The 16,830-nt window shown below is 74.0% G+C and carries 15 protein-coding genes; 7 read left to right on the plus strand and 8 right to left on the minus strand.

Translation table 11 applies throughout. From position 1 onward, the window contains the following. Positions 1-4: 4 nt before the first annotated feature. A complete protein-coding gene (locus AB0F89_RS06285) occupies positions 5-493 on the minus strand; it encodes a tRNA adenosine deaminase-associated protein (protein WP_367133479.1) in 489 nt (162 codons plus the stop codon). Positions 494-582: 89 nt separating this feature from the next. On the opposite strand from AB0F89_RS06285, the gene AB0F89_RS06290 reads away from it, so the two are divergent. From AB0F89_RS06290 to AB0F89_RS06310, 5 genes are all read left to right on the plus strand, one after another. Continuing rightward, positions 583-1,818: a M20 family metallopeptidase gene (locus AB0F89_RS06290; RefSeq protein WP_367133481.1), complete on the plus strand. Its 1,236-nt coding sequence runs from the start codon at positions 583-585 to the stop codon at positions 1,816-1,818. Between the two features lie 148 nt (positions 1,819-1,966). Further along, on the plus strand, positions 1,967-2,917 hold the full coding sequence (locus AB0F89_RS06295) for a prephenate dehydrogenase (protein WP_367133483.1): 951 nt from the start codon (positions 1,967-1,969) through the stop codon (positions 2,915-2,917). A gap of 9 nt (positions 2,918-2,926) precedes the next feature. After that, entirely contained in the window at positions 2,927-4,690 is a 1,764-nt protein-coding gene (locus AB0F89_RS06300; protein WP_367133485.1) for a hypothetical protein, read from the plus strand. Between the two features lie 67 nt (positions 4,691-4,757). Then, positions 4,758-6,563 carry a hypothetical protein gene (locus tag AB0F89_RS06305; protein ID WP_367133487.1) on the plus strand — a complete coding sequence of 602 codons (1,806 nt, stop codon included), beginning with the start codon at positions 4,758-4,760 and terminating at the stop codon, positions 6,561-6,563. A gap of 13 nt (positions 6,564-6,576) precedes the next feature. Then, positions 6,577-7,761 carry an acetyl-CoA C-acyltransferase gene (locus AB0F89_RS06310; protein ID WP_367133489.1) on the plus strand — a complete coding sequence of 395 codons (1,185 nt, stop codon included), beginning with the start codon at positions 6,577-6,579 and terminating at the stop codon, positions 7,759-7,761. A gap of 129 nt (positions 7,762-7,890) precedes the next feature. On the opposite strand, the gene AB0F89_RS06315 is transcribed toward AB0F89_RS06310, so the two are convergent. The 4 genes from AB0F89_RS06315 to AB0F89_RS06330 all read right to left on the minus strand — a co-directional run bounded on the left by AB0F89_RS06315 (position 7,891) and on the right by AB0F89_RS06330 (position 12,255). Continuing rightward, on the minus strand, positions 7,891-8,442 hold the full coding sequence (locus tag AB0F89_RS06315; protein WP_367133491.1) for a hypothetical protein: 552 nt from the start codon (positions 8,440-8,442) through the stop codon (positions 7,891-7,893). A 118-nt stretch (positions 8,443-8,560) separates the two neighbouring features. Then, positions 8,561-9,184, minus strand: a complete 624-nt coding sequence (locus tag AB0F89_RS06320; RefSeq protein WP_367133493.1) for a putative glycolipid-binding domain-containing protein — start codon at positions 9,182-9,184, stop codon at positions 8,561-8,563. 207 nt (positions 9,185-9,391) lie between these two features. Then, on the minus strand, positions 9,392-10,651 hold the full coding sequence (locus AB0F89_RS06325) for a thioester domain-containing protein (RefSeq protein ID WP_367133495.1): 1,260 nt from the start codon (positions 10,649-10,651) through the stop codon (positions 9,392-9,394). 392 nt (positions 10,652-11,043) lie between these two features. After that, complete coding sequence (locus AB0F89_RS06330) at positions 11,044-12,255, minus strand: DNA cytosine methyltransferase (RefSeq protein ID WP_367133497.1); 1,212 nt, start codon at positions 12,253-12,255, stop codon at positions 11,044-11,046. Positions 12,256-12,338: 83 nt separating this feature from the next. Between AB0F89_RS06330 and AB0F89_RS06335 the strand changes: the two genes are divergently transcribed. Beyond that, positions 12,339-13,127 carry a hypothetical protein gene (locus tag AB0F89_RS06335; RefSeq protein WP_367133499.1) on the plus strand — a complete coding sequence of 263 codons (789 nt, stop codon included), beginning with the start codon at positions 12,339-12,341 and terminating at the stop codon, positions 13,125-13,127. On the opposite strand, the gene AB0F89_RS06340 is transcribed toward AB0F89_RS06335, so the two are convergent. Together AB0F89_RS06340 and AB0F89_RS06345 are read right to left on the minus strand one after the other, a co-directional pair. After that, positions 13,117-14,547, minus strand: coding sequence for a hypothetical protein (locus tag AB0F89_RS06340; RefSeq protein WP_367133501.1), 1,431 nt, complete (start codon positions 14,545-14,547; stop codon positions 13,117-13,119). The genes AB0F89_RS06335 and AB0F89_RS06340 overlap by 11 nt on opposite strands. Before the next feature lie 150 nt (positions 14,548-14,697). Beyond that, positions 14,698-14,931 (minus strand): hypothetical protein, encoded by a 234-nt coding sequence (locus tag AB0F89_RS06345; protein ID WP_367133503.1) that lies wholly within the window; start codon positions 14,929-14,931, stop codon positions 14,698-14,700. Between the two features lie 95 nt (positions 14,932-15,026). Here AB0F89_RS06345 and AB0F89_RS06350 point away from each other — a divergent pair, with 95 nt between their 5' ends. Continuing rightward, entirely contained in the window at positions 15,027-15,866 is an 840-nt protein-coding gene (locus AB0F89_RS06350; RefSeq protein ID WP_367133504.1) for an NAD-dependent epimerase/dehydratase family protein, read from the plus strand. A 51-nt stretch (positions 15,867-15,917) separates the two neighbouring features. On the opposite strand, the gene AB0F89_RS06355 is transcribed toward AB0F89_RS06350, so the two are convergent. Then, a complete protein-coding gene (locus AB0F89_RS06355) occupies positions 15,918-16,817 on the minus strand; it encodes a ribonuclease Z (protein ID WP_367133506.1) in 900 nt (299 codons plus the stop codon). Positions 16,818-16,830: the final 13 nt, after the last annotated feature.

Genomic DNA, 16,830 nt, shown 5'->3' on the forward strand with positions numbered 1-16,830 from the left:
GCCATCACACCTGGAGGCTGTCCAGCAGCTTGGTGAACTCGTCGCCGAAGCCGCAGCGCTGGGCGATCATCTGCAGCTGCTCGTCCGGGTACAGGTCGACCTCGTCCACGATCACCTGCAGCTCGTGCTGCGGCATGCCGAGGTCGGCCAGCACGGCCAGGTCGCCCTCCGGCCACAGCTCGTCGTCCTCCTCGTCCGGCGGGTCGACCCGGAGCAGGTCGAGCACGTCGGCGGCGATGTCGTAGTCGAGCGCGGCGGCGGCGTCGGACAGCAGCAGCGACACACCGCCGGGCACCGGGCGCAGGACGATGAAGAACTCGTCGTCCACCGCCAGCAACCCGAAGGCGGCACCCGTCGAGCGCAGTTGGCGCAGTTCCGTGATCGCGGCGTCGAGCTCCGACAGCGCCGAGCTGTCCATCCTGCTGCACCGCCAGCGGCCGTCCTCACGAACCACCGCGACAGCGAAGCCGTTGACCGGCTCCTGGTGTGCCATGTGCACACCGTAGGGCCACACCGGCGCACCCGGTAGCACGGGGGCCTCGGCCACGGGCATGCGGGGCCGCGCGATGCCACTATCGGAGGATGAGCACAACTCTGCCGAACGCCTCGACGACCGCGCCCGAGCCCCGGTTCACCGGTCTGGTGGAGGCGGCCCGAGCCCTCCAGCCCAGGACGGTGGCGTTGCGACGGCAGGTGCACCGGCACCCGGAGCAGGGCTTGGACCTGCCCGCGACCCAGGCCGCGATCCAGCACGCGCTGTCCGGCCTGCCGGTCGAGGTGACCACCGGCGGGTCCAGCAGCTCGGTCACCGCCGTGCTGCGCGGCGGCAAGCCGGGACCGACGGTCCTGCTGCGCGGCGACATGGACGCGCTGCCGCTGCAGGAGGAGACCGGCCTGGCCTACGCCTCCGAGGTCGACGGCGCCATGCACGCCTGCGGCCACGACACGCACGTCGCGATGCTCGCCTCCGCCGCACGGCTGCTCTCCTCGCGCCGGGAGGCGCTGGCCGGGCAGGTCGTGTTCATGTTCCAACCCGGCGAGGAGGGCCAGCACGGCGCGCGGCACATGCTGGACGAGGGCGTGCTCGACGCCGCGGGCACGCCGGTGGAGAAGGCGTTCGCCCTGCACATCACCTCCACGCTGCAGTCCGGGGTCGTCGTCTGCCGCCCCGGGCCGACGATGGCCTCGGCGGACACCTTCCACATCACGGTCAAGGGCCGCGGCGGGCACGGCGGCATGCCGCACGACGCGATCGACCCGGTGCCGCCCGCCGCCGCCATGGTCGGCGCGCTGCAGACGATGGTCGCCAGGCGGGTCAGCGTGCACCAACCGGCCGTGGTCACCGTCGGCCGGATCGCCGCGGGCACGACGACCAACATCATCCCGGAGACCGCCGTGGTCGAGGGCACGATCCGGGCGCTGTCCGAGGACACCAGGGCCCTGGTGCACCGCGAACTGCGGCAGGTCGTCACGCACGTGGCCGCCGCGCACGGCTGCACGGCCGAGGTCGACCTCGTGCCCGGCTACCCGGTCACGGTGAACGACGACGAGGTCGGCCCGCACGTCGTCGACCTCACCGCGGCGGCCCTGGGCCCGCGCTGGGCGGCGCACATGGAGGACCCGCTGATGGGCGCGGAGGACTTCTCCTACGTGCTGCAACGGGTGCCGGGCGCGATGGCCTTCCTGGGCGCCTGCCCGCGCGGGGTGGAGCTGGACCGGGCCGAGCCGAACCACTCGAACCGGGTGCTCTTCGACGAGGCCGCCATGGAGCACGGGGTCGTCGTCCACGCGGCGTTCGCGCTGGACGCCCTGCGGTGACCCGCGGTCGGCCGGGGAGGGTCGGGGCTGTGGTGGTGTTCACGGCTCCGACCTTGCCCCGGCGGACGGGGTGGGGCGAGGGGCGGTTGCCGAACTGTGGACAACTCCCGTCCTTGTGGACAGGTCGCGCGCCGGCAGGATGAGCGCCGTGCGAAGCGTCTGCGTGGTCGGGCTGGGTCTGATCGGTGGTTCGGTGTTGCGCGCGGCGGCCGCCGCGGGGCGGGTGACCTGGGGCGCGACCGCTTCGACAGCGGACGCGGAGGCCGCCCGCGCGGACGGCTTCGACGTGGTCGACCTGCCCGCGGCCCTCGACCGCGCGCGGGAGCACGACGCGCTCGTCGTCGTGGCCGTCCCGCTGCCGGCTGTGGAAGAGGTGCTGCGCGCGCTCCCCGAAGGCGTCCGGCTCACCGACGTGGTCAGCGTGAAGGGCCCGGTCGCCGACCTGGTCCGGCGGGTCGCGCCGCACGCCAGGTACGTCGGCGGCCACCCCATGGCGGGCACCTCCGCGTCCGGCTGGCGGGTCGGCCGCGCCGACCTCTTCCACGACGCCGCCTGGGTCGTCACCGCCGAGGACGACGCCGACCAGGACGTCCTCGTCGACGTCGTCGAACTCGCGCTGGCCGCGAAGGCGCACGTCGTCCCCACCACCGCGCCGGCGCACGACGCCGCCGTCGCCCGCATCTCGCACCTGCCGCACCTGCTCGCCGCCGTGCTGGCCAGCGTCGGCGCGGACGGCGGCCCGCTGGCCCTGTCGCTGGCCGCGGGCTCGTTCGGCGACGGCACGCGGGTCGCGGGCAGCCGCCCCGAACTGGTCCGCGCCATGTGCGAGGGCAACCGCGGCGCGCTGCTCGACGCCGTGGACGACGCGCTGGGCAGGCTCGGCGCGGCCCGCGGCTCGCTCGCCTCCACCGGCGGCCTGGCCAAGACCATCGAGGCCGGGCACGCCGCCCGCGCCGAACTGGTGAACCGGCCCGTGCTCACCGACCTGACCATCGACCTCAGCGCGCCCGACGCCCGTCGGGCGCTGCGCGACCTCGGCGCACGCGGCGGCCGGGTCGTGGGGCTGAACGGCGTCACCGCGCTCGCGCTCACCCCATAGAGTGCAACGGTGGAGCGTCGCAGACTCATCGCCCTGGTAGGGGGCCTGGCGCTGCTCGGCGGCGTGGTCGCGGTGCTGCGCGACGAGGCCGCTCCACCGAAGCCCCGGGCGTACGAGCGGTTCCTGGACGAACGGGTCGAGCACGTCCCCGACACCGGGGGCCCGACCGCGCCGTCCGGGCTGGAGCTGGCCGCGTTGGACCGCACCAGCCTGCGCGCGAGCTGGACCTCCGCCGGCGGCTTCGGCGGCTTCGAGGTCCGCTGGAACGGCCGGACCCGCCTGGTGCACGGCCTGGAGACCGAGCTGACCGACCTGGACGCGAACGCCGACACCGCCGTCGAGGTCCGCGCCCTGGACGAGATGGGCAACCGGTCCGAACCCGCCACCGCCACCGCCGTGCCGCGGCTGGCCTACGACGAGGCGTCGCTGGACGACCTGGTGGCGCCGATCGACGTGTTCGACGGCCCGGAAGCGCTCACCTCGCGCCGGTGGCGGGTCTTCGACGGCGGCAACGCCCACTGCCTCGGCCTGCGCCCGCTCAACGGCAAGCGCCTGGAGGTCAACTGCGACGCCGTCGACCTGCAGTCGAACGTCCCGCTCCAGCTGGGCGCGCCCGGCGCGGACGGCGCGATCGGCCGGGTCGTGCTCGTCACCGACGGCCCGGCGGGCCACCGGCCGGAGGACAGCGAGCTGGTGATCGCCCTGCTGCCCGAGCCGTTCCACGACACGGGTCGGCTGGACAAGCCGTTCCCGCCGGGCGCGGTGGTCCTGCGCGTCACGCCGTTCGGCGCGCGCTTCGACCTCGGCGGCACGACGTCCACCGACGAGACCCCCGGCGCCCACCCGCCGCCGACCCCGGGCGTCCGGCACCGCTGGGAGCTGCGCGTGCTGCCCGGCTCGGTGGTGGCGTTGCGCGATGGGGTGGAGGTGGCGACCGCTCCGGTGAACGTGCCGTGGACGACCGCGCGACCGCGCCTGTCGTTCCGGAAGGCTGAAGGCACCAGGGTGGACATGTTCGGCATCGGCGGCCGGCCGACCACGCCGGTACCAGCGTCCCTGGTGCAGTTCGGGTTCGGCTTGGAGCAGGCCGACGGCTCGGTCGAGTTCGGCAACGCCTACAACCCGGCGCTGGCCGACGCGTCCTCGGTGCGCGTGGTCGCGTCCGTGGTGGCGGAGGGGACCGCGCCGATCACCGTGGAGCTGGGCACTCGGTCCGCGCCGGCCGTGGTGATGCCGCCCGACCAGGCGATCGGCCGCTTCCGCCCGTCCGTCGTCTACGCCGACTTCCCGCTGCCACTGCCGGAGCCGGAGCGGAACCCCAAAGTCAGGCTGCGCTCGGATGCCACGCTCACCGCTTACCACGCGCACCTCGTCATCGCCGACGGGCAGGACGCGCGCCGCCCGGCGCCCCGGCTCACCGACCGCCCGCTCCCCGACCCGCAGGTGCCCGCCCCGGCCGTGTTCGTGCAGCACCGGTCCCCGCTCCCGCCGTCCCGGCAGTTCCCGCACGAGGGCGAGCTGGAGCTGGTGGTCGAGCTGGAGGCGGACCGGGCGCAGGAGGTCGCCGCGGTCAAGGGCGTCGAGATCGACCTCGACGGCGAGCCGGTCGTCGTGCTGCCGACCAACGGCTCGGCCGGCGGGCGGCACGGCTTCACGCTGCGGTTGGCCGACGTGCCCACCGGGCGGCACTCGCTGGACGTGCGGGTGGTCCCGGTGGACGAGCGGTGGGGCGTGCGATCGCACCAGCAGACGTTCGAGGTCCGGCCGCTGTAGGGCCTTCTTGGTCTCGGGTCCGCAACGACGGGGTGACCCCGGTCACCCCGGCACCTAGCTTGACTCAATGGACCGTCGCCGCATCGCCCTGATCGCCGCCGGTGCGGTGCTGTTCGCCGGCGGCGTCGCGGTGATGCGGACCGCCGGCCTCGGCGAACCGGCCACCGCCACGAGCACGTCCGCACCGCCGCCGACGTCGCTCGCGCCCTACGCCGCCGAGGGCGTGCTGGCGCCGGTCGCCGGACCGCCGCCGGCGGCCCCCGGCGGGCTGACCGTGTCGCCCGGACCGCGGCGGCTGCAACTGCGGTGGACCGGCGACGCGCCCGGCTACGAGGTGCGGTGGGGCGTCGACCGGCTCGACCACAGCCGGTTGGTCACGGGGACCGTGGCGCAGGTCGACGGGCTGGAGGACGACCGGGGCTACTCGCTGGAGGTGTCCGCCGTCGACGCGTTCGGCCAGCGGTCCGAGCCCGCGAAGGCGTACCGGACGACGCCGCCCGCGCCCCGGTCCGGCGACTACGCCCTGGAGGACCGGTTCGACCAGCCGGACGCGCCCGACCCGACGCGGTGGCGGCTGGCGTCCCGGGGCAACTGCGCGCGCGCCACGCCCGGGCAGGGCGACGACGGGCGGCGGTTGGTGCTCAGCAGCAACTGCGCGGCCGCTCCGGCGACGTTGCGGTCGCGGACGCCGTTCGTGCTGCACGACGGCGACGAGCTGGGCCGGTTCGTGGTGGAGACCGACGCGCCCGGCGCCGACGGCGAGCTGGTGCTCGACCTGGTGCCGGGACCGGTGTCGCTGGTCAGCGGCGACGCGCTGCCGCCGGGCGCGGTGCGGCTGCGGGTGGCGACCGGCGCCGGGAAGACGTCCGTGCGGGTCCTGGCGCCCGACGGGGCGCCGACCACCGAGGTGCGCGCGACGCCCGGGTTGGAGACCGGGATCAGCCACCGGTGGGAGCTGGTGCTGCGGCGCGACGGCACGCGGGTGCTGCTCGACGGCGACGTGGTCGCGACCAGCCCGGCGACACCTGCCTGGAGGGAGGCGACCGCGCTGGTGTCCGTCGCCGGGCCGACCGGGCAGCGGGCGGCGGTCAGCCTGGTCGCGTTCGACGCGGAGCGGGCCACCCCGCCGGCGTGGGTGCCGGGGCCGGAGGTCGAGGTCCTGGTGGCGGTCACGCCCGCCGCCGACGGGCCGCTGACGGCGTTGCCCGGGGTGACCGGCGGGCAGTTGCGGATGGCGTTGCTGCACTCCGACGCGTCACCGGAGGCGCCGCCGTTCGCGGTGTCCGCGGCCGGGGTCGTGGTGCCGCTGAGGGCCGGGGTGGCCGGTGCGCCGTGGCGGGCCGGCGTGGCCTACCCCGTGGTGGCCGACCTGCCGGCGGAGGCGGTGCGGACCACGTCGGCCGGGAAGCTGGCCGTCACGCTGGTGACCGGGCTGCGGGTGCAGGCGACGCACGTGGACCTGGAGCTGACCGGGTCGTCCACCGGTCCGCCGCCGAACACCGCGAGGACGCCGCTGCACGGGCAGGAGCGGGAGCTGGCGCGGGTCACCGGCGCCGTGCTCGACGCGAGCGGCCGGCCCGTGCCCGAGGGCGGCGCGGTGCAGCGCGGGCGGATGGTGTTCGACCTGGCCCTGGAGGGGCGGCCCGGCGAGGCGCTGGCCGGGTTGGCCGGGTTCACCCTGAGGGTGGACGACGACCGGGTGGCCGTGGTGCCGACCGACGCCGGCGGGCCCGGGATCGCCGGGCGGTACCGGTTCGCGCTGAACACCGGCGGGCTGTCGGTCGGGCCGCACCTGATCGAGGTGCGGCTGTTCGGCACGTCCGGCGAGACCCGCCCGACCTCGGCCTACGTCCCCTTCTTCGTCGGCCGGTGAGAGGATGGGGCGCATGCCGCGCCCCTTGATCCTCGACGCCGCCCGCACCCCGTTCGGCCGTTATCGCGGCGGGCTGGCCGGCGTTCGGGTGGACGACCTGGCCGCGCTGCCGATCGTGGAGCTGCTGCGGCGGCACCCCGGGCTCGACCCGGCGTCGGTCGACGACGTGCTGCTGGGCAACACCAACGGCGCGGGCGAGGAGAACCGCAACGTCGGGCGGATGGCCGCGCTGCTGGCCGGGCTGCCGACGTCGGTGCCGGGGGTGGCGCTGAACCGGCTGTGCGCGTCGGGCGGCGAGGCGATCGTGCAGGCGGCGCGGGCGTTGGCGCTGGGTGACGCCTCGCTGCTGGTCGCCGGTGGCGTGGAGGGCATGACGCGGGCGCCGTTCGTGGTGCCGCGACCGGACCGGCCGTTCGCCGACCGGTTGGAGTCGGTGTCCACGGCGCTCGGGTGGCGGCTGGTGAACCCCCGGATGAAGGCCGAGTGGACCGTGCCGCTGGGGCGCGCGGCGGAGGACGTCGCGGTGGGGCTGGGGATCGGCCGGGAGCAGATGGACCAGTTCGCGCTGCGGTCGCACCGGCGGGCGTCGGCGGCCTGGGACGCGGGGGTGCACGACGGGTTCGCGTTCCCCGTGCAGCTGCGGGACGGCGCGCCGGTGCGGCGGGACGAGTCCGTGCGGCCGGAGACGTCGGCGGACAAGCTGGCGAAGCTGAAGCCGGCGTTCTCCGACAGCGGGCCGGTGACGGCGGGCAACTCGTCGCCGTTGAGCGACGGCGCGGCGGCGTTGCTGATGGGGTCGGAGGACGTGGCGTCGTCGTTGGGGGTGACGCCGCTGGGCGAGTTCCTGGGGTCGGCGGTGACGGCGGAGGACCCGCAGCGGTTCACCCTGGCCCCGGTGTCGGCGGTGCGCAAGCTGCTCGGGCGGTTGCGGATCGACGTCGGGCAGGTCGACCTGTGGGAGGTCAACGAGGCGTTCGCGGCGATGGCGCTGTCGGTGCTGCACCACCTGCCGGAGGTGGACCGGGAGAAGGTGAACGTGCACGGCGGCGCCATCGCGTACGGCCACCCGCTGGGCGCCTCGTTCCCGCGCGTGGTGGTCGACCTGTGCCGGCACCTGCGGGCGCGGGGCGGTGGCCTGGGCGTGGCGACGGCGTGCGTCGGGGTGGGTCAGGGCATGGCGATCGCCGTGCGGGTGTGATCGCCTGATCGAGCGACAGCGCGGTCGCGGTCCCGGTTGGTAGAGTGGACCGCAGCCGAGGTCGCTAGGCCGAGGAAGTGAACCCGGGCAGGATCCCGCCGGACGACGGGCGCCCGGGTTTCGCGTTGTTCAGACCCTCCCGCGCGACACCTCGCCGCAGTCGACGACCTTGTCGACCAGCGGTTCGACCCGACGACGCCAGTCGCCCCCGGCGCCGAAGCACCACGCCACGGCGTCCGGGATCCACAGCGCCGGGTCCTCGTGCGGTCGGAAGTGCTCGTAGGACAGGGCGTCGCCGGGCGCGCGGAGCCGCTGGAGCGTTCCGACGATCTCGCGGCGGTCGTCGCGATCGCGGGCGACGCCGCGCGATTCGATCACCAACCTGCGGGCCCCCGCGTCCAGCACCTCGGCGACCAGCTCGCGCAGCAGCGCGGCGCGGACCGCGTCCTGGCGGCCCCGTCCGGTGTAGATACGCACCCGGAGCGACTGCTCGACCAGCCGGGCCACGACCCTGCGCCGCCGGCTGTCGTTCTCGGCCTGGAAGTGCACGCGCCGCTCGCCGGAGAGGCACAGGCCGCGCATGACCGCGCGGATGGGCAGGAGTTGCCTGGTCGGCACGTAGGCCGCCACCAGCAGGTAGCTGGAACGACGGGACTCATCGACGAAGACGTGTGCGCTCACCCGACGATCGTTGCGCGCTCGCACGGCGGGCAAACGATTGCTCACCCGATGTCGTCACCGGACGCCGGGAGCGGGACCGCCGGTCGCGTCGCCGGGGGGCGGTGCGACCGGCGGGGCGTCAGATCCGGTAGGCGATGCGGGGGTAGTCGACCACCAGGCCGGTCCGGTCGACGGTGATGTCCTGCTCGAACTCGCCGTGCGTGAACGAGACGACCGAGCGGTCCTCGCCGATCGACACCGTGCGGTAGCGCTGGCGGACCAGTTGCACCGACAGGTCGGGCAGGGTCACGTAGACCACCGGGATCTCGTGGTCGCCCTCCTCCTGCTGCAGGTTGAGCCTGCGGATCGGGATGGCGTTGAACAGGACGGCGAACTGCACGTCCACGTCCACCGCGCCGTCGAAGTCCGCGCGCTCGGCGCCCTGCCCCGAGTCGACCAGCCAGATGCCCTCCGACGAGCGGCTGACCGAGATCTGCCGCTCCTCCGACACCGTGGCGGTCCGCAGCAGCAGGCGGGTGACGGCGCCGGTCTCGCCGACCGACACCTCGAACGACCCGCTGAACTGCTCGGCGGGACCCGCGGTCACCAGGCGGCCCGAGGCGCGGAGCTTGCGCTCCGAGAGCAGGAAGCGCACCTGCTCCAGCCTGGGCACGTCGTAGCCCTGCCAGGTCACCATCTGCGCGGACGCGGCGCGGGCCTCCCCGGCCGGGGTGGCGCGCTCAGCTGTGTTGAACGAGTTCACGCATCACCCGGGGAGAGGTCCTTGGCCGCCTCGGCAGCCGATTCGTGCAGTTCGGACGCCTTGCTCTTGATCTCGTCGAAGTTCATCGTGCTCCTTCGCACTCCTGGGGCAGGCTACCCGAATCGACCGCCCGCCCCCAGTCCCGCGGCGGACGCGGAACGGCCCCCCGGGTCAGTCCCGGGGGGCCGTCGCGGTCTTCCGGAGCGATCAGGCGGTGCGCTTGCGACGCACGAGCACCAGCGCGGCCGCGCCGGCGCCGAGCAGGCCGAGGCCGATCAGCAGCGGCACGAAGATGGACGCACCGGTGTTGGCCAGGTCGTCGTCACCGCCGCCACCGGCCGGGACCGTGGTGCTGGTGACCGGCGCCTCGGACGTGGTGGTGGTCGTCGTCGTGGTCGTGGTGGTGGGGGTGGCCTCGGTGGTCGTGGTCACGACCGTGCCCTCGACCCACTTCGCCTTGGCCTTCGCCTTGACCGGGAAGTTCTCGGACTTGGCGATGATCAGCGACTGGGTCTTCTGCCGGCTGTCGCTCGACACGAACAGCCGGCCGCTGCGCAGCTTGGCCTCGGCCGAGACGGTGAACTCGACCTCGCCGGGCTCGACGCCCGCGTCGACCTTCACCCACACCTCGGCCACGTTCGTGGCCTGCGCGGCGCTGCGGGCGTTCGGGTCGGCGGTCGGCAGCTCGTTGCCCTCGGCGTCCACGATGGTGACGCCCTCGGGCAGCTCCGCGGTCAGCACGGCCTCGGAGGCCGTGGTCGCGACGGTGAACGGGCCGATCTTCTCGCCCGCCTTGCCGCTCAGCTCGCCCGGCTCGATGGACAGGGTCGGCTTGGGCTCGGCCAGGTCCTCGGCCTTGCTGGTGAGGTAGTCGTAGACCTTGAAGACCAGGTCGTCGACGGAACCGCCGTGGACGTTCTCGTCCTCGGTGGTGGAGTCGTTCTCACGCAGGTCCACGCCGTCGCTGAAGTGCCACACGGCCGCCTGCGTGGCGGCGATCAGGATGCTGCGCTTGTTCTTCGGGTCGAGCCCGTAGAGCTTGTACGCGTCCTCGACCGAGAGCGCCGGGTAGCTGTTCTGCAGCACCCAGTTGACCTTGGCCGCGTTCTCCTTGAACTTGGTGTCGGGGTTGGGGTGCTCGCCCCACGGCACCTCGGCCAGCGGCGTGCCGTCCTGCAGCGGGGTCGGCAGCTCGACGCAGTATGCCTTGGCGGTCTGGCTGTCGTCGCCGTCCTGGAGGCGCAGGCCGATCAGGCTGGCGTTGAACGCCTGCACGCCCTCCTTGTCCTCGTCGTTGTCGAGGACCTTGCCGTCACGTTCGAGGTAGAGACCCATGCCGGGCTCGTTGGCGCCGTCGTACGGCTGCACCTTGACCTCGTCGGCGGAGGCCGGGAGGGCGGACATCAGCACGAGCGAGGCGCCGAGGATCGCAGCGCCGAGGCGCTTGACAGTCGACCGGGATGCCATTTGTCTCCTTGAGGCTCGCGAGGGTAGCCCGTTGGTGTGGTTCAAGGCGGCGGTCCGTGCCGTCCGGGGAGCTACTTGGCAGAGCGCTCCGACACCGAGACGACAGGAATCAGGCGAACAGTAGCCGATCGTGTTCACTCAATCGAGTGAGGCCCACACGGGAATGGACACCGGCGGCCAGCAGCGGAAACACCCCCGACAGGTCCACTGTGGATGATCCTCGAACTCGACGCGCCGTCGGGAATGGAGTCGCGCGACCGGCTTCGACAGCGTTCGAAACAGCCTCGGAACCCCGAACACGCCGACGTTTGCGCAGCTCAGACGGTCCACAGTGGATTGCACGTAATACGTGCCGACCCGGTTTCGACGCCACACCGTTGCCAAACGGTGATCTACGCCACCAAAGCGGACGGCGTGACCGGGCGGACGTCGCCCGGCCGCAGCGACGTGCCCGGCAGGCACAGGTCCCGCGCGGTCGGCGCCTGGCCGGTCAGCATCCACTTCACCAGCGACGCGAGCTGGAACGAGATCAACGGCGGCACGGCGTCGCCCAGGTGCCGGTACGCGTTGCCGATCACCGACACGTCGAACCGGAACCGCCGCGGGAACCCCTGGAGCAGCGCCATCTCCCGGACCGTGCACAGCCGGTGCTGCTCCGGGTGCGCGTACCGGCCGTTGCCGACGTGCCCGCACTCGCGCTTGATCGTGCGCGCGGGCTCGTCCCACCACATCCGCCCGTACACGTCGGGGTGCGAACCCCACTTGCCCTCTTCGATGATCTTGCGCTGGGCCGGGTTCAGCAGCAGCTCGGCCGGCGAGCCGACCAGGTCGCCCCACGAGCCGCCGTCGGCCGGGATGGCCCGCATCCGGTCCAGCGACCGGTCCCGGCGGAACGACGGCGACACGTGCATCGCGTCCTCGGGGTGCGCCTCGCCCGCCGCCACGGTCGGCAGCTTGCCGATCGCGCGCCGCACGGTCACCGCGCCCGGCCGGACCTCCCAGCCCTGCCACAGGTCCTCCAGCGTGCGCAGCGGCACGCCCGAGTCCACCGCCACGACCATCGCCCGCTCGCGCAGCTGCGGCAAGCCGAAGCGGGACAGCATGTGCGTGCTCGCGTCCACTTCGTACCCGAGTTCGAGCAGCTGCTCGGCCAGCCCGTCCAGGTGGTGCCGCTGCTTGCCCTTGACCAGCTCGCGCGCGTTCTCCAGCACCAGCACCCGCGGCCGGAACTCGGCCACGTAGGCGGCGACCCGGCCGACCAGCGAGTTGCGCGGGTCGTCGCGCAGGTGGTTGGCCGGCGCGATCCTGGTGAAGCCGGAGCACGGCGGGCACGCCACCAGCACGTCCAGCTCGCCGCGCTGGAGGTTCCACACCTGCCGCAGCACGGCCGGGTCGAGCCGGCCGAGGTCCACCTGCAACGGGTCGACGCCGATGTTGTCGCGGTAGATCCCGTTGCAGCGCAACGACCCGAGCCGGGACGACGGCTTGCCGATCTGCGCGTCGGCCGCGCCGACGATGGTGAAGTCCCGGTGCGCCTGGAAGCCGAGGCTCATGCCACCGGCCCCGGAGAACAGGTCGACGACTTTGAAGGCAGCTCCGCGCACCGCGTGATCGTACGGTGGTCACCCGCCCCACCGGCGAGTGATCCCGCCGGTACCGGCGCGCCGGATCCCGTAGGTTTCCCGCCATGGAGCTCCCACCTGCTTGGCAGCGGCCGGACCCGTTGCGGGGACTGGAGGACATGCCGTGGTCGGTGCTCGCCCACGGGGCGGGCGTGGACGAGCTGCTGCGCCGCGTCGTGGAGGGTGAGAGGGCGGCGCGCGAGACCGCCTGCCAAGCCCTCGCGGACCGGCTGCTGGTCGACGACACCGTGTCCGAGGCGAGCGTGTGGGCCGTGCCGTTCCTGGTGGAGCTGGGCGCGAGCTACCGGGTGCCCGCGGACAGCCGCGATCGGGTGATCTTCATGCTCGCCGCGATGGCGTTGGCCGGCGCGGGTTTCACCGACGAGGGCAAGCGCACCCGCCGCCGCTGGAACGCGCTGGGGCGCGAGCTGCCCCGCCGGCCGCCGGACTGGCTGACGCAGACGCGGTACGAGGTGGCCAAGCGCGCGCCGAAGATCTTCGACGCGCTGGCGGGCGCGGAGGTCGCGTGCTCGATGGCGCTGGCCATCGCGGTGCCCGAGGTCGTGCCGCGGCACGTGGCGGACGTGGCGGAGGCCATCGCCTCGGCCGAGCGCTCGCCGCGGCTGCTGGCGCTGGCCGCCCGGGTGGCGCTGCACCTGGTCACCGACATGCCGGTGACGCCCGCGGTGCTGCGCGCGGTGGCGCAGTGCCACCCCGACCTGCTGCGCGCGCACCGGGACCGGGCCTACCCGCCCCACCAGCCGAACGCGGTGACCCTGCAGCTGATGGGCTACCGGTACGCCTTCCTGGCCGCGTACGGCGACGACCAGGAAGGCGCGACGATCACGCCGTGACGGCGGCCGGCTCCACGACCGGGGCGGCGACCTCGTCGTCGGTGACCGGCACGGCCGGTTCCAGCGGGCCGAGGGCGGTGCCCCACTCCTGGTCGGCCAGGGCGAACGCGGCCACGGTCAACGCCGCCACCGGGCGGCCGAGCGGCAGCTGGTCGGCGTAGAAGTCCAGCTCCAGCCGCGCGCCCAGCGGCGACGGGCGCAGGCGCAGCACGCCGTGCGGCGACTCGTCCGGGTGGGCGAACCGGCACGACCACTCGGTGAACACGATCGACCGCTCGACCACCTCGGTCGGCTGGACCGCGCGCACGTTCGCGCCGACCGAGCCGTGCCGGTAGTCGTCCGCGGCCGAGACCAGCAGCTCCTCGAACTCGATGGACGACACGCCGAGGTCGTGCCCGGCGACCAGGGCCACCTGGACCAGGGCCAGCGGCAGCTGCGGGAGGGCGTCCTCGAAGCACACCATCGCGCCGCCGTACCGGGTGTTGATCTCGGTGGGCAGGAAGCCGTCGGCGGTCGCGATGCCGTCCAGGGTGAACGTGCCGCGGTAGTCGACCGACTCGCGCAGCCGCTCGCCGACCCGGCGGGCCAGGTTGCGCATCTCCTCGCGGATCCAGCCGGGCGGGTCGTAGTACGAGGCGCAGCCCGCGTACAGGAACCGGGCCTGGCCGGCGCGGCGCGGCACGACCATCTCGATCGGCCGCAGCACGGCGGTGCCGTCCGGGAAGACGATCCCGTGCACGCTGACCGGGATGCCCTCCAGGAACGGCATCACCCGGACGAAGTCGCACTTGGCCGCGAGCACGTCGAAGGCTTCCTGCGCCTCCTGCCGGTCGCGGACGCGGCGGACGAAGTTCGCGCCGCCGTTGATCGCCGGGCCGTCGCCGGACCAGACGACGCCCGCGCCGCGGTCCAGCTGCCGGGTGGCCGCCCACAGGCCCTCGAAGTCGAGGCCGAGCACGACGGCGGGCGCGCGCGGCGCGGACAGCTCGTCCCACAGCCCGTCGATCGTGGTCTTGTTCTCCAGCTCGACCCACTCGGGGCGGCGGGCGTTGATCACCGGTCGACCGGCGAACTCGGCCGTGTGCACGTACGGGGTGCTGATCACCAGCGCCTCGCCGAGCGGGTCGAAGTCGGCCAGCACCTCGCGGACCCGGCGGCCGGGCGAGGTGAGCAGCCTGGTGAGCCGGTTCTGCTCGACCGCGACGAACCCGCCCGCGATGCCGAGCGGCACCCAGCGGGCCACGCCCGAGTCGTGCAGCGGTGCGTGGTCGTCCGTCGACAGCACGAGCGTGTGGCGGGCGCCGAGCTGGTGCAGCTCGCCGGCGCGACTGCTCAACCGGGTGCCGCCCGCGAGCACGACCAACCGGTCGCCGAACAGGTTTCCGAGGCGCGCTTGGAGCGCGGAAAGGACGTGATCCATCGCCGAGAACTCGCTTTATGAGAAGCAGACGAGACAACCGGCGAGCGCCGGGTGCCACGCACTGTAGAGGCAGGCGATGGGATCGGCCCAGCACGGTCCGGCAACGACCGGATGAAACTTGCCGATGGGATCAGGGACGACCGCGCGAGATCATCGAGCGGCGTCGCGAAGGACCTGGTCAACCCGGTTGAGGAAGGCGCGTGGACCCTTGGCCCGGGGGAACGGGAGCAGCAGGCCCAGCAGCGTGTCGTCGACCGACGGGGGCGCGGCGGCCACGATGGCGGCGGCGGTCTCCAGGAACCGCTGCCGCTTGGCCTCGTGCACGGCGTGCTCGGCGAGAACGCCCTCGATGCTCGTGTGCGTCGCTGGATGCGGGTAACTCACTTGGGTTGTATCGGCCCCGCTGGTCCCCACCTTTAGGGTGAATTTGCGTGGAGTTTCGAGCGGGTTCCGGACCCGTCACGTGCTGGGATGTCGCCATGCGCGTTCTGGTCACCGGGTCCACCGGGTACGTCGGACGGGTGGTCTTGGCGGAACTGGCCGCCGCCGGGCACACCCCCATCCCCTTTTCAGGTGACGTCCGGTCGCCCGGAGGGCTCGCCGGGCACGACGCCGTCGTGCACCTGGCGGCCCTCGCGCGGGTGCGCGAGTCGTTCGAGGACCCGGTGCGGTACTACGACGTGAACGTCGGCGGGACGGTGAACCTGCTCCGCTCGCCACCGCCCCGGTTCGTGCTCGCGTCCACGGCCGCGGTGTACGGGGCGGCCGGGGTCCCGGTGATCGACGAGGACTGCCCGCGCGCGCCGGCCAACCCCTACGCGGCCTCCAAGGCCGCCGCCGAGGACGTGCTGTCGTGGGCCGCCGCCGCGGGCCGGGTGAGCGGGGTGGCGCTGCGGCTGTTCAACGTCGCCGGCGGCGGCGACCGGGACGACACGCGCGTGATCACCAGGGCGTGCGGGGCGGCGGCCGGGCGGCTGCCGTCGATGGAGGTGTTCGGCGACGGGTCGGCGGTGCGGGACTTCGTGCACGTGCGGGACGTGGCGCGGGCGTTCGTGGCGGCGGTGGAGCGCGCGGAGGAGGGGTACGCGGCGGTCAACGTCGGCGCGACGCCCGCCAGCGTGGCCGACGTGCTGGCCGAGGTCGGCCGGGCGGCGGGCCGGGAGGTGCCGGTCGTGCGGCGGCCCGCGCACCCCGGCGAGGTGCGCGAGCTGCGCGCGGACACGACCCGGCTGCGCGCGTGGGGCTGGGAGCCGACGTCGTCGGGCCTGGACGCGCTGGTCCGCGACCAGTGGGCGACCGAGGGCCCGCACCGGACCTGACCGGGGCCGTCCGCCGCTTCGACCGCGGTTTCGTCCGCCGCTTCGACCGGCTCAGGTCGTCGGGGTCGCCCGCCGCTTCGGCAGCGGCACCCGGTCGAGGTCGGCGGCGACCACGACGTCGCCGCCGAACACCTCGGCGGCCTCGTCGTGGAACGCGCGCGGGTCGGTGTAGCGCTGCGAGAAGTGGGTGAGGACGAGCTTGCGCACACCGCACTCGGCCGCGACCCCGGCCGCCTGGCGGGCGGTGAGGTGCCCGTGCTCGACCGCGAGCGCTTCGTCGGCGTGCAGGTAGGTCGACTCGATGACCAGCATGTCGGCGCCGTCGGCCAGCTCGAACACGCCGTCGCACAGCCGGGTGTCCATGACGAACGCGAACCGCTGGCCCCGGCGCGGCACGCTGACCTCGTCCAGCAGCGGCGGTCGCAGGTCGCGGACGGCCGCGCCCCGGATGCCGCGGGCGGCCAGCCGCTCCGGGACCATCGTGCGGCCGTCCGGCTCGACCAGTCGGTAGCCGTAGGCGGGCAGCGAGTGGTCGAGCCGGCGCGCCTCCAGCCGGCCGAACCGCCCCTCGGCGATCGTGCCCGGCCCGGTGATCGGGTGGGCGCTGACGTCGGCGACCTCGTGGAACGAGCTGGCGTGCCGCAGGTGCTCGAAGAACCGCTCGCCCTCGGCCGGGAAGTGCGCGTGCACGGTGTGCGGCACGCGGTCCAGCGACAGGCGCTGCACCACGCCCGGCACGCCGAGGCAGTGGTCGCCGTGGAAGTGCGTGATGAACAGCCTGGTCACGTCGGTGGCCGCGACGCCGGCCCGGACCATCTGCCGCTGGGTGCCGTCACCGGGGTCGAACAGGAAGCCCTCGGCGTCCCAGCGCAGCAGGTAGCCGTTGTGGTTGCGGGTGCGCGTCGGCACCTGGCTCGCGGTGCCGAGCACGACCAGCTCTCTGGGGGACACGTGGCAGAGTCTG

Origin of the sequence: Saccharothrix sp. HUAS TT1, from assembly GCF_040744945.1 — a bacterium.
GTDB lineage: Bacteria > Actinomycetota > Actinomycetes > Mycobacteriales > Pseudonocardiaceae > Actinosynnema.

Coding starts and splice junctions, on each gene's coding strand:
- AB0F89_RS06285 (WP_367133479.1), bottom strand. CDS start 493: ATGGCACACCAGGAGCCGGTCAACGGCTTCGCTGTCGCGGTGGTTCGT.
- AB0F89_RS06290 (WP_367133481.1), top strand. CDS start 583: ATGAGCACAACTCTGCCGAACGCCTCGACGACCGCGCCCGAGCCCCGG.
- AB0F89_RS06305 (WP_367133487.1), top strand. CDS start 4,758: ATGGACCGTCGCCGCATCGCCCTGATCGCCGCCGGTGCGGTGCTGTTC.
- AB0F89_RS06310 (WP_367133489.1), top strand. CDS start 6,577: ATGCCGCGCCCCTTGATCCTCGACGCCGCCCGCACCCCGTTCGGCCGT.
- AB0F89_RS06325 (WP_367133495.1), bottom strand. CDS start 10,651: ATGGCATCCCGGTCGACTGTCAAGCGCCTCGGCGCTGCGATCCTCGGC.
- AB0F89_RS06335 (WP_367133499.1), top strand. CDS start 12,339: ATGGAGCTCCCACCTGCTTGGCAGCGGCCGGACCCGTTGCGGGGACTG.
- AB0F89_RS06340 (WP_367133501.1), bottom strand. CDS start 14,547: ATGGATCACGTCCTTTCCGCGCTCCAAGCGCGCCTCGGAAACCTGTTC.
- AB0F89_RS06350 (WP_367133504.1), top strand. CDS start 15,027: ATGCGCGTTCTGGTCACCGGGTCCACCGGGTACGTCGGACGGGTGGTC.